This is a genomic window from Reichenbachiella agarivorans (assembly GCF_025502585.1).
GTDB classification, from domain to species: Bacteria; Bacteroidota; Bacteroidia; order Cytophagales; family Cyclobacteriaceae; genus Reichenbachiella; species Reichenbachiella agarivorans.
In genome coordinates, this window is the sequence record NZ_CP106679.1 from 2,786,547 (window position 1) to 2,805,713 (window position 19,167).

Annotated in this window: 15 protein-coding genes; 11 read left to right on the forward strand and 4 right to left on the reverse strand. The window is 43.1% G+C overall.

What is annotated here, in order from left to right:
* Window positions 1-270 precede the first annotated feature (270 nt).
* Both N6H18_RS11690 and N6H18_RS11695 read left to right on the forward strand, forming a co-directional pair.
* The gene (locus N6H18_RS11690) at window positions 271-1,659 is read left to right on the forward strand and encodes an McrB family protein (protein WP_262308456.1); all 1,389 of its coding nucleotides are present in this window, start codon (window positions 271-273) and stop codon (window positions 1,657-1,659) included.
* Window positions 1,656-3,068, forward strand: a complete 1,413-nt coding sequence (locus tag N6H18_RS11695; protein WP_262308457.1) for an McrC family protein — start codon at window positions 1,656-1,658, stop codon at window positions 3,066-3,068. The genes N6H18_RS11690 and N6H18_RS11695 overlap by 4 nt, the downstream gene beginning before the upstream one ends.
* On the opposite strand, the gene N6H18_RS11700 is transcribed toward N6H18_RS11695, so the two are convergent.
* Window positions 3,043-3,885 (reverse strand): AraC family transcriptional regulator, encoded by an 843-nt coding sequence (locus tag N6H18_RS11700; RefSeq protein WP_262308458.1) that lies wholly within the window; start codon window positions 3,883-3,885, stop codon window positions 3,043-3,045. The two genes, N6H18_RS11695 and N6H18_RS11700, sit on opposite strands and share 26 nt — an antisense overlap.
* 145 nt (window positions 3,886-4,030) lie before the next feature.
* Between N6H18_RS11700 and N6H18_RS11705 the strand changes: the two genes are divergently transcribed.
* The 5 genes from N6H18_RS11705 (at window position 4,031) to N6H18_RS11720 (ending at window position 10,414) form a co-directional block, all read left to right on the forward strand.
* A complete protein-coding gene (locus N6H18_RS11705) occupies window positions 4,031-5,146 on the forward strand; it encodes a Zn-dependent alcohol dehydrogenase (RefSeq protein ID WP_262308459.1) in 1,116 nt (371 codons plus the stop codon).
* Window positions 5,146-5,943, forward strand: a complete 798-nt coding sequence (locus tag N6H18_RS11710) for an alpha/beta hydrolase (RefSeq protein WP_262308460.1) — start codon at window positions 5,146-5,148, stop codon at window positions 5,941-5,943. The genes N6H18_RS11705 and N6H18_RS11710 overlap by 1 nt, the downstream gene beginning before the upstream one ends.
* Before the next feature lie 344 nt (window positions 5,944-6,287).
* The gene (locus tag N6H18_RS18650) at window positions 6,288-6,668 is read left to right on the forward strand and encodes a hypothetical protein (RefSeq protein WP_316044806.1); all 381 of its coding nucleotides are present in this window, start codon (window positions 6,288-6,290) and stop codon (window positions 6,666-6,668) included.
* A complete protein-coding gene (locus N6H18_RS11715; RefSeq protein WP_316044807.1) occupies window positions 6,604-8,484 on the forward strand; it encodes an FdhF/YdeP family oxidoreductase in 1,881 nt (626 codons plus the stop codon). Before N6H18_RS18650 ends, N6H18_RS11715 begins: the two co-directional genes overlap by 65 nt.
* 346 nt (window positions 8,485-8,830) lie before the next feature.
* On the forward strand, window positions 8,831-10,414 hold the full coding sequence (locus N6H18_RS11720; RefSeq protein ID WP_262308461.1) for a DUF1254 domain-containing protein: 1,584 nt from the start codon (window positions 8,831-8,833) through the stop codon (window positions 10,412-10,414).
* Between the two features lie 240 nt (window positions 10,415-10,654).
* Here N6H18_RS11720 and N6H18_RS11725 read toward each other — a convergent pair whose 3' ends face one another.
* Window positions 10,655-11,260, reverse strand: coding sequence for a thioredoxin family protein (locus tag N6H18_RS11725; RefSeq protein WP_262308462.1), 606 nt, complete (start codon window positions 11,258-11,260; stop codon window positions 10,655-10,657).
* Window positions 11,261-11,833: 573 nt separating this feature from the next.
* Between N6H18_RS11725 and N6H18_RS11730 the strand changes: the two genes are divergently transcribed.
* The 3 genes from N6H18_RS11730 to N6H18_RS11740 all read left to right on the forward strand — a co-directional run bounded on the left by N6H18_RS11730 (window position 11,834) and on the right by N6H18_RS11740 (window position 13,790).
* Window positions 11,834-12,409 carry a Crp/Fnr family transcriptional regulator gene (locus N6H18_RS11730; protein ID WP_262308463.1) on the forward strand — a complete coding sequence of 192 codons (576 nt, stop codon included), beginning with the start codon at window positions 11,834-11,836 and terminating at the stop codon, window positions 12,407-12,409.
* Window positions 12,410-12,481: 72 nt separating this feature from the next.
* Window positions 12,482-12,985 carry a RidA family protein gene (locus N6H18_RS11735; RefSeq protein ID WP_262308464.1) on the forward strand — a complete coding sequence of 168 codons (504 nt, stop codon included), beginning with the start codon at window positions 12,482-12,484 and terminating at the stop codon, window positions 12,983-12,985.
* Window positions 12,986-12,992: 7 nt separating this feature from the next.
* On the forward strand, window positions 12,993-13,790 hold the full coding sequence (locus tag N6H18_RS11740; protein WP_262308465.1) for a DJ-1/PfpI family protein: 798 nt from the start codon (window positions 12,993-12,995) through the stop codon (window positions 13,788-13,790).
* Window positions 13,791-14,204: 414 nt separating this feature from the next.
* Here N6H18_RS11740 and dnaE read toward each other — a convergent pair whose 3' ends face one another.
* A complete protein-coding gene (dnaE, locus tag N6H18_RS11745) occupies window positions 14,205-18,482 on the reverse strand; it encodes a DNA polymerase III subunit alpha (RefSeq protein ID WP_262308466.1) in 4,278 nt (1,425 codons plus the stop codon).
* 44 nt (window positions 18,483-18,526) lie between these two features.
* Between dnaE and N6H18_RS11750 the strand changes: the two genes are divergently transcribed.
* Window positions 18,527-18,682: a hypothetical protein gene (locus tag N6H18_RS11750; protein WP_262308467.1), complete on the forward strand. Its 156-nt coding sequence runs from the start codon at window positions 18,527-18,529 to the stop codon at window positions 18,680-18,682.
* Between the two features lie 4 nt (window positions 18,683-18,686).
* Here N6H18_RS11750 and N6H18_RS11755 read toward each other — a convergent pair whose 3' ends face one another.
* Window positions 18,687-18,986: a hypothetical protein gene (locus tag N6H18_RS11755; protein ID WP_262308468.1), complete on the reverse strand. Its 300-nt coding sequence runs from the start codon at window positions 18,984-18,986 to the stop codon at window positions 18,687-18,689.
* Window positions 18,987-19,167 lie beyond the last annotated feature (181 nt).

Consider the following 19,167-nt stretch of genomic DNA (forward strand, 5'->3'; position numbering starts at 1 on the left):
TTGATGGATTCATATGCTATTGTGTTGTATAAATAAAGATTTATAATAAATATGTGCTCAAATAGATCAGTAATCTCGCTGTGTTTAAACTTTTGGTTTCAAAGAATAATTAGCAGACCTATTTGCATAAATAAGTATATTTGATTTATCCATATTGAGTAATTTCAACCTGAAAGAACTGAATAAGTCGAACTAACATATCAATAATGACGAGCAAGACAAGTAAATGTAAGATTCAGTTGGGAACACAATAAATCAAATACAACTAATATGATAGAAGAGATTCGACAGTTTATCACAAATCAGGCGATAGCGTTTGGCGCAAAACCTGAAGCAGAATTCCATAAACCGTACATCGAAAGAAACAACACAGGGCAGGAGGCTCTTAAAGATAATGGGGCTTACTTCGGGTTTATTCACCCTGATGAAGATGTATCAGGACCATTTCATGATTTTTCATTAACCATATTCCCAAATGATCAAGGGAAACCCTGGCTGGTTTGTTTAGGCATTGGTTCAAGTGGTTTTAAGAATGATTACGAGCTTGCTACTTACCCTGGGTTGAGACGACTTTTTTCTCAACTTGTAGATCACAAAGGGTTTTGCAAATCGGATTTTTCAGATATAGAAACAAGTTTACCTAAGACAATCTCAGGTCATCGGGATTTACAGCATATTAAGAACACCGTCAAGACATATACCAAAGTACTTCCTGTGTGTCAAATTGTTGATAATCCAGAAAGCGAAGTAGGTAAGCAAACGATAGCAGCCTTCGTTGCTGGGTACGCGAAACTAAGAGATTGGCCTTCAAACAGCAGCCATCGCAAATCCCTATCAGCTGCATTATCACCTTTTCTCCAAATGAAAGAAGCTATTGACGAAACAGAAGAGATAATAAATCTTTTGACGGAGAGAAAATATATAGTACTCCAAGGACCTCCAGGCACGGGGAAAACAAGATCAGCGAAAGAGGTAGCTGAAAAAATGAAAGCCATTGTGTTTTTTACTCAATTCCATGCTGAAACAAGCTTTTCCGATTTTATATATGGTATTCGACCTGATTTAGGCAATAATGAACTTAGCTACATTGAAAGTTTAGGGATTTTTACCCAAGCCCTTAAATATGCTCTTGAACACGGAAAGGAAAAAGTAGTCTTGGTCATTGACGAAATCAACAGAGCTAATCTTTCTAACGTCCTTGGGCCGATATTTTACTTATTTGAACACAAAATGGATTCGTCGAATGTAGAAATAGAAATAACTCCCGGTTTCAAGGTTAAAGTGCTTCCTGATAATTTTCACGTTATAGCAACGATGAATACAGCTGACCGAAGCCTAGCCGTTGTTGATTTTGCATTGAGAAGAAGATTTGCCTGGTACTCGCTAAAACCAAAAGCAATAAATATTAAACAATTTTTCAAAGATGATTTTGCTCGCATTGAAGATATCTTTAATTGGTACGCGTCGAGCAATGAGCTCTCACTGCAACCTGGTCAAGGTTATTTTATTGCCGACAGTGAAAATGAGATGAAAAACCGCATTAGGTATGAAGTTTTCCCGTTGATTCAGGAGTATTTGCAAGAAGGCTTAATGAAAAACTCAAAGGAAGAATTCAATAATTACTTTTCAACTCGAATAGGTCAATCACTTTTTGAATGAAACAGCCCGTTGATGTTTTTTGCGAAATACCCTGTTTGACCGAGCGCTCCAAGCAATTAAGCGGAATCACACTACAAAAAAAATGGTTTAAAGCTGCGGACAAAAGAATAATAGGTCAATACTTGCAAAAGTTCATTGACTATAATTCCAGCCTATTTAGATTCTTAGGCATTGAACCATACATCATTGGTACTGACCAAAGCACTTCATTATCCTTTCGTTCATCAGAGTTTATCGGGACCGTTCCATTAAGAGCTCCGGATACTGGGAAGCAAATTGGTGACTTTGTTGTAATGCCTAGGTTCATTGGTCAAGACCGATTTGAGGACTACATTGAAATACTAAACATTCTGGGGCCCGACATTAGTCCGCAAACGATAGATAGTCTACCGCTGGCTTCAGGGAAAAATTTCAGACCTCCATTATATCTCGAGGCATTAAAGTTCATCACTAGTGTCGAGTCACTATTAAAAAAATCATGGAAGAAATTTGATAATATCGAAAAAGAATCAACTCAACCCAATGGACAAATCAACTGGAATAAGTACATATCCTCTCATTACAAAGTCGAAAAACAGCTTAAATTTCCTATCAAAAAAAACATTCTTAGTGAGTTTCATACAGAGTATGAAGAAGTGCGGTATGTTTATGATATTTGTAAGGCAGAACTGCTTTCATCGAAAACTCCACAAAGAATTAAAAGCAGCATTCGAACTCAACTGGGTTTTATTGACGAAAAGTTGTATTTCCATCGACCTAAAACAACGAGTAAAATTGCAATCAGGGCTGCAGACAGCCCGACAGTAAAATCTTGTAAAAATCAAGCAAATAGAATCCTTAATTTCAAATTGACAGATAGTACTGCGTGGAGAGTTGATTTTTCAGAAGTTTTTGAAAAATTCATCCAATATATTTTCACAGAGGTGGCCAAAGAAACAGGTGGGAAGTTGCTCCCCAATTTTAAATTTCAATCCAGGACTTTAAGGCACTACGCTTGGGAAATGAAGCATATTGAACCTGATGCCATTTATCATAAGGATGGGTTTCTTGTTTTTATTGATGCTAAGTACAAGTCAAATCTTTACAACAAATTTGACAGAAGTGATTCGCTAAAAGAAGATCATAGGCATGACTTACATCAAATCTTGGCATACTCTTCGTTTAGCAACTCTGAAGATAAATTTGGTTTTCTATGCTACCCTTCCTCCCATTTAGAATTAAAGACAATTAATTACTCAAATCGAATAAACAATGTAAAGAACACCGTTATAATACTAGGCATACCCTTAAAAAAGGACAGCATTTATGAAGCAAAAAAACTTTTGTCTCAAAAATTACATGATCTAGAAAAGCATAACGAACATAACATCATGCATTCCAATTTCAAATCCTCCGATACATCTTCCTAAACTCCAGTGGCGTGTAGCCTTTGAATTTTTTGAATTGCTTGTAGAAGAAAGGCAGGCTTTCATAGCCGCATTGGTAGGCGATCTCGGCCATCTGTAGGTCGGTCTCTAGGATGAGTCGGCTGGAGATATTCACCCGGTATTCGTTGAGGAAGACGAAGAAGGGCTTGCTCATCGTCTTGCTGAAAAAGCGCGAAAAGGACTGCTCACTCATGCTTAGCTTATCGGCAATATCAGCCAACTTAATTTTCTCTTTGAAGTGTGTTTTGACGTAAGATTGCACCACTTCGAGGCGGTTCGTAGTGGCGCTGGTACCGTCGTACGAATAGGAGGCGCCAGCGATATAGTCGTAGTGCGCATGGCGTGCGATGTAGTCCAGGAGCTCCACAAAACCAAGATATTGCTCAATCCCCGTACTGTCGGTCAACGCATGCATACGACTTGCGATTTCAGGCCGATCTTTGGGGTGAATGAACAAGCCTCTCTGCGCACGATGCATCAGTTCATGGATTTGGTCGAAAATCGGCAGATCGCTGATGATCTCCTGGCGCCACTGAATCACCAGCGATTCGCTAGGGCCGGTTTTATCATCGATGTTTTTCCAACAATGCGGCAGGTTACTGCCCAGCAACACCAAATCACCTTCGTTGAAATCTGAAATATTGTTGCCCACGTAGCGGATGCCAGCACTTCGGAGGATGAGGGTCAATTCATACTCGGGATGAAAATGCCAAGGCGCATCAAAAACCTTTTTGGAATAACGAAAGGCACGAATACTGTCCTGTTCGGCAATGGCTACTTGCTCTAGCACGGCTTTCATTTGTATTCTATTTTCTTATGCATTGAATTCATTTGAATAAATTGATTACAAAATAGCATATTTTTCAATCAAAATAAGCAACTAAGGCGGCGCTGATTCTCGTCATATTTGTACTCTGTACTATTTAAGTCAATAAGTAAGAGATATGGCCATTCAATCCAAAGCGGCAATAGCCAAGGGAGACGGGAGTTTCGTCATCGATACGGTAACGGTCGCTGATCCCCAAGCTGATGAAATACTAATAAGAGTGAAAGCAGCGGGACTCTGCCACACCGATCATGATTCGCTCAACTGGGGCAAGCCCATCGTCATGGGGCACGAAGGTGCAGGAATCATCGAGAAATTGGGAAGTGAAGTCTCGGACTTCCAAGTCGGAGACCAAGTCATCCTCAACTGGGCGACACCTTGTATGCGATGCTTTCAGTGTGAGGAGGGCAACCAGCACATCTGCGAAAACAACTCACCCGTGACAGCAGGAGGCAATGGCTATACGCCTGGTCACGCGCACCTCGACGGTACGAAGTGGAATGACAAAGCCATCGAACGCTCCTTCAATATCGGGACGCTTTCAGAGTACACGTTGGTCAAAGCCTCTGCCTGTGTGAAACTGTCCAGCGACATGCCCATGCCCTCGGCGAGTATCATCAGCTGCGGCGTGATGACGGGCTACGGCTCGGTCGTCAACTCCGCCAAACTCTCTGCTGGCAGTTCGGCTGTGGTACTCGGTACTGGTGGAGTAGGTCTCAACGTCATCCAAGGAGCTCGCATCTCGGGTGCAGCCATGATCATCGCGATCGACATCAATCCCGAGCGACTGGAAATGGCCAAGGCCTTTGGGGCAACCCAAACGATACTGGCTGATAAGGAAGACAAAGGGCTGATGAAAGCCGCCGAACAAGTCAAAGCCATGACCAAGGGACGCGGGGCGGACTATGCCTTTGAGTGTACAGCCATCCCTGCTTTGGGTGCAGCTCCGCTGGCGATGATCCGCAATGCCGGTACTGCCGTGCAGGTCAGTGGGATCGAAGAAGAAATAACTATCGATATGCGGCTCTTCGAATGGGACAAGATTTACATCAATCCTCTTTACGGAAAATGCCGTCCGCAGATAGATTTCCCTAAATTGGTGAGTCTGTATGACAAGGGCGACTTGATGCTCGATCAGATGATCACCCGCACCTATCCGCTCGATGACCTGCAGCAGGCCTTCGACGACATGCTGGGCGGTCGCAATGCCAAAGGCGTAATTGTATTCGACTGATGAGTAAATTCAAAACAACCGAACTATCCGATCCGCAGTTTGAGATTGGAGGCCTACGCTTCATTACCGTGAAGACACCGAACCTAAAGGGGCGCGGCGATATCTGCGTTTTTGTCCCTGAGGGTGAAGACCTCCATGACCTACCCATTGTCACGTTGATGCACGGTGTGTACGGCAGTGCTTGGATCTGGGCGATGAAGGGCGGTGCAGCACAGACCGCCGAGCGACTGATCCGCGAGAACCAAATCCGAGCGATGGTACTGGCCATGCCTTCTGATGGATTGTGGGGCGACGGCTCGGCCTATATGGCGCACGATGGCTATGATTTTGAAAAATGGATTGCCGAGGATGTGACAGCTGCCGTGCGAGAACTGATCCCCCAGACTTCTGACCAATCACCGCTGTTCATCTCGGGGTTGTCGATGGGTGGATTTGGCGCTTTGCGAGTAGGTGCCAAGTATGCGAAGCAATACGCGGGTATCTCGGCACATAGCTCCATCACAGAGATCCGACAGATGAAACTGTTTGTCGTGGAGCCTCTGGATCACTACCAGCAGACGGCGCGCCTCGATGAGGATGCCTTTACTGCTATGGTGGAAAATCGAAACGACCTGCCCCCGCTTCGCTTTGACTGTGGCAGCAGCGACTTGTTGATCGATTACAATCGCCAGTTGCATGCTGACCTGGACAAGGCAGGCATTGCCCATACCTATGAAGAATTTGAAGGTGGCCACCAGTGGGAATATTGGCAGGAGCATTTGGTGGATACATTGCTGTTTTTTGATCGACAGATTTAGGATAAGATTAACAAATTGTTTGGCCTTGAAGAAAAGGCGTCAAGAAACTGGATTCCTTGGAGAAAAAGAAAATTATACTGTTTGAGAAGTGAAGTACGAGCTTCGAGTTTATAATTTCCCCGACAAGGGAGTAAGTTTTAGTTATTTTCTTCACAGCCTTGATTTCTTTGCTTACTTTCTTCCTTAATGAAGAAAGTAAGGCTCTGCCGGCGAGGCAAAAAGAACTTGACAAGCGGAAACAGAATATCATGACCAAAAAACAAACCATATCCATCATCGGCCCCAAAAATCTCAGCGACCTCCGGCTGACAGCTCCACAGCAATACGCCGCAGGCATCCCCGCCGTGAAAGTGGCCCTCGATCACGCCATGAAGGAAGTGGGACTCACTCGCTCCTTTGCCACCCTATCCAAGCTCAATCAGGAGGAAGGTATTGACTGCCCGGGCTGTGCCTGGCCTGATCCCAAGAAGCGCTCTTCGCTCGGGGAGTATTGTGAAAATGGCGTCAAGGCCATTGCCGAAGAGGCTACTACCCATCGGGTGACGCCTGACTTTTTTGCACAGCATACGGTAGCCGAGATGTCACATTGGACGGACTACAAGATTGGCAAAAGCGGTCGACTCACGCACCCAATGGTGCTGCGAGAAGGCAGCGAACATTATGAAAAGATCTTCTTGGGAAGAGGCATTTGCTATGATTGGAAAGCAATTACAGGCGTTGGATGATCCTAACGAAGCGATCTTTTATACCTCGGGTCGGTCGAGCAACGAAGCGGCTTTTCTCTATGGACTCTTCATCCGCGCCTTTGGCACCAACAACATGCCTGACTGCTCCAACATGTGCCATGAGTCGAGTGGAATCGCTCTAGGCGAAACCCTGGGGATCGGCAAGGGGTCCGTCACATTGGAGGATTTTGGGGATGCAGAAGCGGTCATGGTCATCGGTCAAAACCCGGGTACCAATCACCCGCGCATGCTCTCTGCGCTGGAGAAATGCAAAAGCCATGGCGGCAAAGTCATTGCGATCAATCCGCTCGAAGAAGCGGGATTGATCCGTTTCAAAAATCCGCAGGAGATCAAAGGCATCATGGGCGGTACTGAGCTCACCGACATTCACCTACAAGTCAAAATCAACCAGGATGTGGCATTGCTCAAGCTCATCATGAAGCGACTCGCCGAGCGAGAAGAGCGTGAAAGTGGTGTTTTTGATTGGGAATTCATCAACCAAAAAACAAACGGAGTAGAAGCGCTATTGGCAGATTTGAAGCGACAAGACGAAGCAAGGCTTTTGGCGCAATGCGGCATCTCTGAAGTGAAAATCAACGAAACCGTGGAGCTGCTCGCTCAGCGTAAACGAATCATCATCTGCTGGGCGATGGGACTCACCCAACACAAAAACGGCGTAGAAAATATCAAAGAATGCGTCAACCTACTCCTGCTCAAAGGCAGCCTCGGCATCAAAGGAGGCGGCACCTGTCCCGTCCGTGGACACAGCAACGTACAGGGAGACCGAACCGTGGGCATCATGCACCATGTATCACCCAAACTCAATGCCTCCTTGGAACGAGTATTTGGCTTTACCCCGCCTGATCAAGAAGGGTTGGATACGGTGCATGCCATCCAAGCCATGCACGAGGGACGTGCCAAGGTCTTCATTGCTTTGGGGGGCAACTTCCTATCGGCGGCATCTGATACTGCCTATACAGGTGAGGCCTTGCAGCGATGCGACTTGACGGTATCCATCAGTACCAAGCTCAACCGTACCCATTTGATCACTGGCAAGACGGCGTTGATATTGCCGACTTTGGGACGTACCGAGAAAGACCACAAAGCAGGAAAAGACCGATTCGTAACGGTAGAAAATAGCATGGGAAGGGTTCATCAATCACATGGGAGATTGGCGCCTGCCTCGGATCAGCTCATGAGTGAGCCCGAGATCGTGGCGCGCATGGCGCAAGCCTATTTTGGAGAGAATGCCAAGATTCCATGGCAGCAGCTAGGTACCGATTACGACCTGGTGCGTCAAAAAATATCAGAGGTATTCGACGGTTTTGACAACTACACTAAGCGATCTCAGCAAGCAGGTTTTGATCTGCCCAACCACACACGTGTGTGGGACGAATCCAAATTGCCAGGAGGCAAGGCACAGTTCACCGTGTGTGGACTGCCACAGCACGACTTGGCCGCAGATGAGTTTCTATTGATGACGATCCGATCACATGATCAGTTCAACACCACGATCTATGGCATGGACGATCGCTACCGCGGCATCTACAACGAGCGCCGAGTGGTACTGATCAACGCCAAGGATGCTGAAATGATGGGATTAGAAAAGTTTGACAAAGTAGACTTAGTCAGTAGATACGGTGGGATTGAGCGCAAGGCAGAAAACTTCCTCATTATCCCCTACAACATCCCTAGGGGCAATCTGGCGGCTTACTTTCCAGAAACCAATGTGCTGATCCCTCACGATCAATACGCAGACAAAAGCCACACGCCGATCAGCAAGTCGGTGAGGGTAAGGATTGATGTGAAGCGCTAATTTTTGGCATATCTAGTTTTTGTCTATGATGATTCTGTCGTTTCGCGAAGTACAACTAGGAGTTTTACGCCTACAATAATCTACCTGTAGTTTCTTGATGAACAGTCAAACGAACCTATTTATTAATTGATCTGTCTAAACTGGGTTTTAAACCTCATCACTGTTAGTATAGATGAATGGTAAAAACTTCTTGTGGAATCAATAATAAAAAACATGCTTAGTGGCAGGATATTGTGCGTGTTTATGTGTCAGCAAAACATAAAGTAGATTACCTTAGGTGGTAGTATGTGATTTTGGCCTGTCCTAAAAAAATAAATCACAACTTAATCACCTAAACGCAATTTTCATGATTCCAAAACACAAATTACCAATCGCTGTTAGCATTATTTCAATCTTAACTATAGGCTGTCAACGTACCACTCAAGAAAATCAAACAGAGGAGAAATTAGTAGAAACTAGTTTGATTGATCATATAAAAGATAAATACAACACAGAAATACCGACAAAAATATTGACATCTGATGTCATTGAGACCAGAATAGGGTCGTTAAATTTCTTTGATGGACTCCCCTCAGAATCGACTGTAGAAAAAGTCTATGACAACCTTGATTTTATGAGAGGGGTCGAAACATTCTTGAATGGAATCCCTGCCACATCAATAGAAGGTCTTCGGCTTGGCTTTCAAGATGCAGGTGCCAATAATTCCAATCAGATAGCTATTTTCGATGATTTACTAGACTCAAATCCTTTGTTCTTAACAGGTAACACCAGTACAGTATATGCCTCAACCTTTATGAATCTGCACGAGAGTGGACCCGTAGTGGTAGAAGTACCCGCAGGCTGTGGTCCTGGTACAGTTAATGACGCATATTTCAGGTTTGTGGTTGATATGGGGGCTCCTGGGCCTGATAGAGGGCAAGGAGGTAAGTACCTGATTTTACCTCCAGACTATGATGGAGAGACACCTGATGGCTACTTTGTAGCAAAATCAACGAGCTATGTCAACTGGCTGATTTTAAGAGGGTTTTTGGTCGAGGGGAAACCTGATACGTCATCTAAAATGTATCGTGATGGGCTAAAAGTTTATCCTCTAAAAGATAAAGACAATCCTCCAAACATGGAGTTTATCAATGTTTCGACCAAAGATTTTAATACTATTCATGCCAACAATTATGACTTTTACCACGAATTGAATGATGTCATTCAGCGCGAACCAGTATCGTTTTTGGATCCAGAACTTCGGGGCTTGTTTGCAAGTATTGGTATAGAAAAGGGAAAGACTTTTGACCCGGATGAAAGAATGAAAGAAATCTTAGAAGATGCAGTAAAAGTTGGAAACGCAACTGCAAGAGCTATTTCATTTAGAACTCGTGAAGAAGAAGCTTCAATTTTTAAAAATGGACATTGGGAATCTGGATTTCTAGGTGGAAGTTATGAATGGTTGAAAAATGAAGGGAAGGGAGGACGCTATTTGGATGCACGTACACGCTTTTTCTATGTCGCGACTGTAAACACACCTGCTATGGTGCTCAAAATGGTGGGCTTAGGTTCTCAGTATGCGCTAGGGGTCTTGGATTCCAAAGGGAATTATCTAGACGGTAGTAAAAAGTACACCTTAAATATCCCTGCCAATGTTCCCGCAAAGAATTTTTGGTCTATAGTCATGTATGATCCACAAACACGCTCTATGCTCCAAACAAGTCAGGCACTTCCCAGTGTGAGTAGTCAAAGAACCCCATTGGTAGAGAATGAAGATGGGTCTGTTACCTTGTATTTTGGATCCAAGAACCACGCTCCCGAGGGAAAAGAGGCCAATTGGCTTCAGTCTGTAGATGGAAAAGGGTTCTTCGTATTGTTTAGACTCTATGGGCCACTTCAACCTTGGTTTGACAAAACATGGCAACCTGGTGATTTCGAACTGGTCCAATGATCTTAAATGACGAGGTACTAGTCCTCGCCACCAGCAAGGAGATTCCTTCGTAGTAATCTCCTTGCTGGTCTATTACTCCTCTAGCGTTCATATCTTGTGGGTGACTTGTATATTAAAGAAGCAGAAATGATAGAGATATGTAGTCTCGGTTCTGGAGTCACGAAAATAGAAACCAGTGCAGCTAAGTAACTCTAAGTCAATGGTTATCTATTTTAGAGTACTAACTTTGTTAAAAGATTACTAGATCAGTCGCATAGCTATTTCATTTTGCGTAGATAGCCCTTTATCAGCATTGTACCATTTCTGTATTTCTGTGGACAACACTTCGTAGGCAGGTCGTTCCGCTTCGGGCATGGCTTTGTACTCCATGACTTTTTGTTGGGCAACTGCTGGTCTTGGGCCCCATACGGTGATCTCTGACCAATTTTCGTTCAGTATCACTAGGATAGGGATAGACGTAGCACCGTTGGTTTTGTAGTAAGCCATAAGCTCAGGGTTGGAGTCTCGTAGTACGATATGCAGTGTAATGTTGGGATTTTGCTCTGCTATCTTAGCAATCACAGGGACGGTCTGCGAGGCATCTCCACACCAAGATTCGCTGATCAAAACCCAGTGCTGTGGAGACGAGATGGCTTTTATTCTATCAATGATCTCAGAATTGAGTTCAACTTTTTTGTACACGCGCTTCATGCGAGACAAGCCTAAAACAGAATAGTCGTAGTAGGATTTATTGTCAGGAAAACTGGTTGCTTTCTCCTCGGTGTGTAGCTGCTCGATGAGAGTGATATACTCCTCGAAAGTATAGGCAGTGGCTACTGCTGCTTGGATTGTTTCTTCTTTGGTCACGATTATTTATTTAATTCTGTTTACAACACTCCTCTGTTGAGCTTAGTTCCATTGGGAGGCATAAACAGATTGAATAGTTGATGGAGTAAGTAGGAGCTGCATATTAATAATAATGGTTGGGTAGGGATACTTCCTCTCAAGGACAAATCTCATACACTCCTACTTACATTTTGTGACAGACTTGTCTATCAAAGAAGCAGAAAAGTACAGGTATGTTGTCTTGCTGCAGTTGCTAAATAAGTCCGAGAGAAACACACTGTTGAGTACCCGAATACAGCCGGAACGGCAGCAGTTCACGCACTCACAGTAGGCGTAGGATAGTACACTTACATGTATTTTACCGTTCTGAGCTAGCTGATTAGCTCCTAATATGTGGGTGTTTATTAGCTTGAAATCTAATATTCAGAATTGGGATGTTTGTATCGATGGGAGGAAAGGAGTATTCTTGGGAAATATAATCACCTGAATAGAATGTTAAATTTTTGGCAATCAATCTACTCTGAGTCAAAATAATAAGAAATGATTTAGAATTGGCTTTAAGCATTGTTCAAATTCAAAAACAGATGAGAAAAAATGGAAGACCTATACAATTTTTTTAATGCTATTTCACCTATTCAAGAGGACACTTGGAAAGTAGTAAAAAATATTTTTAGTGAACATTCATTGAAAAAAGGTGAATACTTTATTGAGGGAGGTAAAATTGCTAAAAAATTCGGGTTCCTTAGACAAGGTGTAATTAGAGCCTTTTATCGCAATCATGAAGGCGTAGAATACAATAAACATTTCTTTACAAAAAACAATATGGTCGGCGGCTATTCCTCTTTGGTAACTCAATTGCCCAATACTATAAATCAACAAGCTTTGACAGATTGTGAATTGCTGATAGGGAACTATAAAAAGCTAACTGATTTATTAGATAAACATCAAGATTTAGAAAGACTTTTAAGAAAGATTGCCGAAGGGTATTTCGTTAACAAGGAGCAACGCGAAGTAGAAATTGTATTATTAGAAGCGAATAAACGGTACGCAATTTTTCAGAAAGAATACCCTCAATTAGAACAACTGATTCCACAATACCATATTGCCTCCTACCTTGGTATAACTCCAACACAACTCAGCAGAATTAGAAAACAAAATAGTAAGAGCTAGTTTTCTTTACATATGTAAATGTACACAATCCGAATGTGCACTTTTTTTGTCAAATAATTTAAACATTAAAATATGACAGGAAGAATAATAGCACTCGGTATGCTAACATTATTATTAGCATGTACAGAAAAAGAAAATTTAAACTCTCCAAGAAATACTACGATGACACAACAAAAAATCAGCTTTCTCAATCCTAAAGATTTATTTAATCCAAAACAAAATGGATTTTCACACATTGTAAAAGTCCCAGAGGGAAAAGCACTTTATTATTTTTCAGGCCAATGGGCTTCAGATACTAGCGGTAAATTAGTTTCAGAAGATTTTAAAGAACAAGTAAGTAAAACTGTTTCCAACGTTAAGGCGGCCTTAGCAGCTTCAGGGTTATCAATTAATGATGTAGTGAAACAAACTGTTTATATCGTAGATTTCACAATGGAAAAAAAGCAAATTCTTATTGATGTTGCATCTAAAGAATGGAGAGTGGAAAATTTCCCTGCCAGCACTATTGTTCCGCTACCACTACTCGCAACTGCTCCAAACTGCTTAATAGAAATTGAAATTATTGCTACTAAATAATCTAATAATGAAAAGCATAATTTTAATTATCGCATTAACTATGATGGCTAGCATTTCTCTTTCCGCACAAAACAAAAAAATACTGTTTGTAATGAGTGCGGCAGATACTTTAGAACTAAATAAGGGGCAAAAGTTACGACAAACAGGTGTTTTTTTGAATGAGTTTTACCTGGCTTTTAAAGCACTTACTGAAAATGGATATATTGTTGATTTTGCCACGCCAAACGGAATGGTGTCAACAATTGATGAAGAAAGCATTAATGACAACTATTGGGAAGACCTTTTTGAAGTGAAGAAAGAAGCTGTAGAGTTTATAAACAAAGACAGTTCTTTTAGAAATCCAATTACACTTGAAAAAGCGATTGAAAATCAAGATGATTATATTGGTTTAATTATTCCAGGAGGACAGGGTTTAATGATAGATTTGAAGCAAGACAAAAACATCCCTGTGTTGTTAAAATATTTTGCGGCAAAAGACAAACCAACAGGACTAATATGTCATGCACCAAGCCTTCTTCTAACCATGCCAGAAGAAGAGAACCCCTACATTGGGTATAAAGTTAATTCTGTTTCACCTTTGGAAGAATTTGTTATTGAAAAATTTATAATGAAAGGCAGACCAAGTGATAGAAAAATAGCTAAAAAATTAAAGAAACTAGGACTGAAATATAGAAGTGGTTTACCAAAAGCAAACTTTGCATTAAAAGACAGGAACTTGGTGACAAGTCAGAATCCATTTTCGAGCAGCTCTTTTAATGCTTTGTATTTAAAGGCGTTGGAAGAATATTTAGGTAGAAAAAATTAATATGTGAGGTGACATTAGCTATCTCTTCAGGGTAGTAATGGTTGGAGTTGCGTGTGGTGGTTTCTACTAGCACCAGAAAATCTTCGATTTACCTCACATGGTTAGTGATATGAATCGAAGGTTTTTCTGTTTTTGTACTTGAAATTTTGAATATTCCTGCAGTAGAATTGACTTAGTTTTTCCAGTAGAATTTATATAATTTGATCACAGCGTTTTGAAAACACCAATGCAGCAAAACCTGTTGTCAATAGGGATGACAGCCTGTCTGATGGATCGAAAAGCTCACTATGACAGGGATATTTGAATAGTCACTTTATCATCTTCAATACAGATATGCTCACACAGGAAATGGTAATGTGTACTTGACTCTTGCTATATCTCGATCCAAAATGATCACTGTCTTTTGCCCTTCAATCACACGATCACATCATAGTGGATGGCATCATATTTTTCTAGCTTTTTCAAGAGTTCGTCATCGGTACTGATTTTGATGGTGCGAGACATTAGGTTGACCTTGAGGTTGTCTTCAGGATCTATGATGTTGACTTTGAGGATTCCTTCCCCACCGTGTGCAGTGGTGAGGGCATAGATGTCCTGAATAAAAGTCTCTGAGATATCCTGTAGTCTGACATTGAGCGTGATGCCTTTGGTTTTTTCCTCCCTGATATCAGTCAGTAGAGATATCGTGTTGATTTTAAACTCCATGTCTGGCCCCTGCCACTTCATTTTGACAGCTCCCTGGATGTAGAGGAACCAACCTACTTCAAAAAATTCTTTGAATTTGATATAGTCATCGGAGAACAAGAAAAAAGTGTAGGTATCCGAATAATCTTGAATCTCCAGTGTTCCAAAGGGCTTTCCGTTCTTGGTTTGTCTGTGAGCGATGGCGGTCACCATACCTGCAAGACGGATATTGGGACCTTTTTTTTGCAGTTCAGCGAGATTGTTGAGTTCGCCTAATCCAGTGTTACAGAAGTTGTCGATTTCAAACCTGAACTGATCCAAAGGATGACCTGAGATATAGAGTCCCACGACCTCTTTTTCCAATCGGAGTTGCTCTAGATCGCTAAATCGCTCGACATTGCCCACCGTAGGGATCGGCTCAGATACACCAGTATCACCACCGAAGAGTGAGGCCTGTGCACTAGATGCCTGTGCCTCCATACGGTTGGCGTATTTGATGACTTTTTCGATGAGGTTGGCTTCTCCATCATCGGTAGCGAGGTATTGTCTCCTGTGGTAGTCTTTGAAGCAGTCAAAAGCACCTGCCTGTGCCATCACTTCGAAGGTCTTTTTGTTGACTTGTCTCAGGTTGACACGGGTCGCTAGATTGAAGATGTCGGAGTAGGGGCCATTGGCTTCACGCTCTTCGATCAGCGCTTTGACAGCAGCATCACCTGCACCCTTCATTGCTGCGAGTCCAAATCGTACCTGTCCTTGTTCGTTGACATTGAATTTCATGATGGATTCGTTCACATCAGGACCCAATACGTCGAGTCCCATGCGCTGGCACTCTTCCATGAAGAAACTGACCTGCTTGATGTCGTTCATGTTGTTGCTCAGTACGGCCGCCATGTATTCGGCAGGATAGTTGGCCTTGAGGTAGGCAGTTTGGTATGCCACCCAAGCGTAACAGGTCGAGTGTGATTTGTTGAAGGCATAGGATGCAAAGGCTTCCCAATCTTTCCATACTTTCTCCAGTATCTTGGCATCATGTCCTTTGGCAGAGGCCTGCTCAATGAACTTTGGCTTCATTTTGTCCAAAACCGCCATTTGCTTCTTACCCATCGCCTTACGAAGTACATCGGCCTCACCTTTGGTGAAGTCCGCGAGCTTCTGAGACAAACGCATGACCTGCTCCTGATAGACCGTGATACCGTAAGTCTCCTCTAGGTACTCTTGCATGTCTGCCAAATCGTACTGAATCTCCTCATCTCCATGCTTACGCTTGATAAATGAAGGGATGTACTCGATAGGTCCCGGACGATAGAGTGCATTCATGGCAATCAAATCAGCAAATACGGTGGGTTTCAGTTCCCGCATGTATTTCTGCATACCAGGAGATTCGTATTGGAATATCCCTACCGTTTCACCGCGCTGGAAGAGTTCATAGGTCTTTTGATCATCAATAGGGAAGTTGTCTGGATCGAGATCCAAACCATGTCTTTGTTTGACCAGACGACAAGCATCTTTGATCAGTGTCAGAGTTTTTAGACCCAAAAAATCCATTTTGAGCAAGCCAGCATCTTCTACGACCGAGTTGTCAAACTGGGTACAGTACATGTCAGAGTCTTTGGCAAGTGCCACTGGGACGAACTTGGTGATGTCGTCAGGCGTGATGATGACTCCACAGGCGTGAATGCCCGTGTTTCGGACAGAGCCTTCCAAGACTCTGGCTTGGTTCAAAACTTTGGACTCGTCGCTACTGTCACCTATGCCTAAGATTCTCTTGAGTTCGTTGGCTTGGGTGATGGCTTCTGCGTTGTTTTTGAGTGCATCTGCCAGTTCTTTGTCACTAAAACCAAAGAGCTTTTTAAGTTTGATATCAGGGACGAGTTTGGCGAGTTTGTCTGCTTCGGAGAGGTTTAGTTCTAGTACCCGAGCTGTGTCTCGGATGGCAGACTTGGCAGCCATCGTACCGTAGGTGATGATTTGAGCTACCTGATTCGCTCCGTATTTGTTGATTACATAGTCGATGACCCGCTGACGACCCTCGTCATCAAAGTCAATATCAATATCGGGCATGGACACCCTTTCTGGATTCAAGAAACGCTCAAAAAGTAGGTCATACTTGATCGGGTCTACATTGGTGATCCCCGTACAATAGGCAACAGCTGATCCAGCAGCTGATCCACGACCTGGACCTACAGAGACGCCCATGTCTCTGGCTGCCTGACAAAAATCCTGTACAATCAGGAAGTACCCTGGGTAGCCAGTGTTTCGGATGACTTCTAGCTCAAAATCCAATCGCTCTTCGATCTCAGGAGTGATTTCTGGATATCGTTTTTTGGCTCCTTCGTAGGTGAGGTGGCGCAGCAGGTTGTTTTCTCCTAGTTTGAGTTTAGGGTCGTCTTTGTCTCTTTCGTCTCGAAACTCCTCTGGGATGCTATAGGCAGGGAGGAGGATGTCTCGTTCGAGTGCATAGCTTTCGATTTTTTCTACGATCTCTGCTGTGGTACTGATGGCCTCAGGCAGATCCGCAAAGAGTTTTTTCATTTCGTCTTGGGACTTGATGTAAAACTCGTCATTGGGGAAGCCATAGCGGTATTCTCTGCCACGCTTGCCTATGTACATTTTGGGCTTGCTCTGTTGCTCTCCGTCCTTTACACAGAGCAGAATGTCGTGAGCATTGGCTTGCTTCTTTTCTGTGTAGTAGGTGTTGTTGGAGGCAAAATATTTTACTCCATGCTTCTTGGCAAAGTCCAGCAAAACCTGATTCACAATGTTTTCTTCTTCTACACCGTGACGTGTGAGTTCGACATAAAAATCCTCACCGAATTGCTCTTTGTACCAGATGAAAACCTCTTCGGCTTGTTCTACGCCATAGTTGAGGATGGTAAAAGGAATCTCTCCCCAAAGTCCACCCGTGGTAGCAATGATGTCACTCTTGTACTGAACCAATACTTCTTTGTCAATCCTAGGTACATAGTAAAAACCTTCGATGAAGGCAATGGAAGCCATTTTTGCTAAGTTGTGATAGCCAGCTTTGTTCTTGGCGATCAGTACTTGCTGGTAGCCGTTGTTTTGCTTGCTTTTTGATTTTCGGTCGTCTGTAATGTTGAATTCACAGCCTAGGATAGGTTTGATCTCAGCTTTGTGAGCGGCTCGTACGAAATGAAAGGCTGCCATCATGTTGCCATGATCCGTCAGCGCAATCGCGGGCATATCCATGGCCTTGGCAGTGTCCACAATGGATTGCACCTCTGATACCGCCTGCAGTACTGAGAACTGCGAGTGTACATGTAGATGGGAGAAGCTGACATCTTCCATGGCTTTGATATCAGCTGTTGTGCCTTTGGGAGGAGTCTCTACTGTCACTTCTTCTGCCACAGCAAAGTTGGCAGCATCTAATTTGGGAGCTTCATAGATAACTTCCTTTCTGTCTCTACCATCCAGTGGTGGGATGATCCCCTCTGTGATCAAACCAAAGAAACATTTGGCAGTAGCGTCTACATCGTATGCTGCATCGTGAGCATCTGCAAAGCCCGTCCCGAATAGCTTGGTGTGTAGTTCTGTCAGTGTCGGCCATTTGAACTTGCCACCACGACCTGGGATAGCCACATAGTCTGTGGATTCATCCTTGGTGTCTATGGCTTTGATTGTAGAGAGGTCGTTGTTTCTTTCTTTTCTCAGGTACTCTGCCCCGACGATGTTGAGGTCAAACTCTACGTTGTGACCTACGACAGATTGGGTTTTGAGCAGATCTGCTGAGAATATATCCAGTACTTCGTTGAGATCGTGACCTTCTGCTTCTGCACGCTCTGTTGAGATACCATGGACTTTCTGCGCATTGAAAGGGATGGTATAGCCATCTGGTTTGACGATGAAGTTTTGCGCTCTGATGAGAGAACCGTCACTGGCATGGAGTTGCCAAGCGAGTTGCACCAGTCTAGGCCAGTTGTCCAAATCCTCCAAAGGAGCATTGTAATTCTTGGGTAAACCAGTGGTCTCGGTATCAAATATCAGGTACATGGGCGTGAATTAGAGATTCAAAATTCAAGATTCGAAATTCCCGATTGGGAAGCGCGAAACAGGCCTTAAAAGTAGTGATTTATGAAATCGGAAAGGAGAGGGTAGAAGGGAAGTTTTCCACAGGAGAGGAAATAATAGGAGGGGTATGGATAAATAGAAAGAGCAGCTATATAGCTGCTCTTTCTTATGAATTACAATAATGTTTTATTCACCAGCACAAGCAAAATAGAAAGTGAATAGTTTAGCTGCATCATCATCATCAGCTCCATCTTCATCTTCAGTGAATTCTTTGTATTCTTTATAGCTGAATTCGTCACTTACTTTTGATATAAAACAATCACAAGTAGCTTCGTCATCTCCATCAGCAACACAAGAAGCGTTTGCTTCAGCAATTTCAGCATCTGTCCAACTTGATCCCCCGTCATCGTCTTTGCTACAAGAAGACACAAATACTGCTGATCCTAGAAGAGCAATCATTAAAGCTGTTTTTGAAAAACTTTTCATAAAATGGTTAGTTAAAATGTTAAGCGCTTAGCGCGGTTGAAAATTATTGAGTCGCTAAACTATTAGAAAAGTTCAGTAATATGTTAAAATAGTCAATAAAAAGACAATTTTTAAGTGTTTCACTTAATGAGTAAGCTGGTTTACCTACCAGATTGATAGAAAACTGCAGGAAACGGCTGTC

Excerpts from the sequence above, each read along its gene's own strand:
- N6H18_RS11690 (WP_262308456.1), top strand. The coding sequence starts at position 271 with ATGATAGAAGAGATTCGACAGTTTATCACAAATCAGGCGATAGCGTTT.
- N6H18_RS11695 (WP_262308457.1), top strand. The coding sequence starts at position 1,656 with ATGAAACAGCCCGTTGATGTTTTTTGCGAAATACCCTGTTTGACCGAG.
- N6H18_RS11700 (WP_262308458.1), bottom strand. The coding sequence starts at position 3,885 with ATGAAAGCCGTGCTAGAGCAAGTAGCCATTGCCGAACAGGACAGTATT.
- N6H18_RS11705 (WP_262308459.1), top strand. The coding sequence starts at position 4,031 with ATGGCCATTCAATCCAAAGCGGCAATAGCCAAGGGAGACGGGAGTTTC.
- N6H18_RS11710 (WP_262308460.1), top strand. The coding sequence starts at position 5,146 with ATGAGTAAATTCAAAACAACCGAACTATCCGATCCGCAGTTTGAGATT.
- N6H18_RS11715 (WP_316044807.1), top strand. The coding sequence starts at position 6,604 with ATGAAAAGATCTTCTTGGGAAGAGGCATTTGCTATGATTGGAAAGCAA.
- N6H18_RS11720 (WP_262308461.1), top strand. The coding sequence starts at position 8,831 with ATGATTCCAAAACACAAATTACCAATCGCTGTTAGCATTATTTCAATC.
- N6H18_RS11730 (WP_262308463.1), top strand. The coding sequence starts at position 11,834 with ATGGAAGACCTATACAATTTTTTTAATGCTATTTCACCTATTCAAGAG.
- N6H18_RS11735 (WP_262308464.1), top strand. The coding sequence starts at position 12,482 with ATGACAGGAAGAATAATAGCACTCGGTATGCTAACATTATTATTAGCA.
- N6H18_RS11740 (WP_262308465.1), top strand. The coding sequence starts at position 12,993 with ATGAAAAGCATAATTTTAATTATCGCATTAACTATGATGGCTAGCATT.
- dnaE (WP_262308466.1), bottom strand. The coding sequence starts at position 18,482 with ATGTACCTGATATTTGATACCGAGACCACTGGTTTACCCAAGAATTAC.
- N6H18_RS11755 (WP_262308468.1), bottom strand. The coding sequence starts at position 18,986 with ATGAAAAGTTTTTCAAAAACAGCTTTAATGATTGCTCTTCTAGGATCA.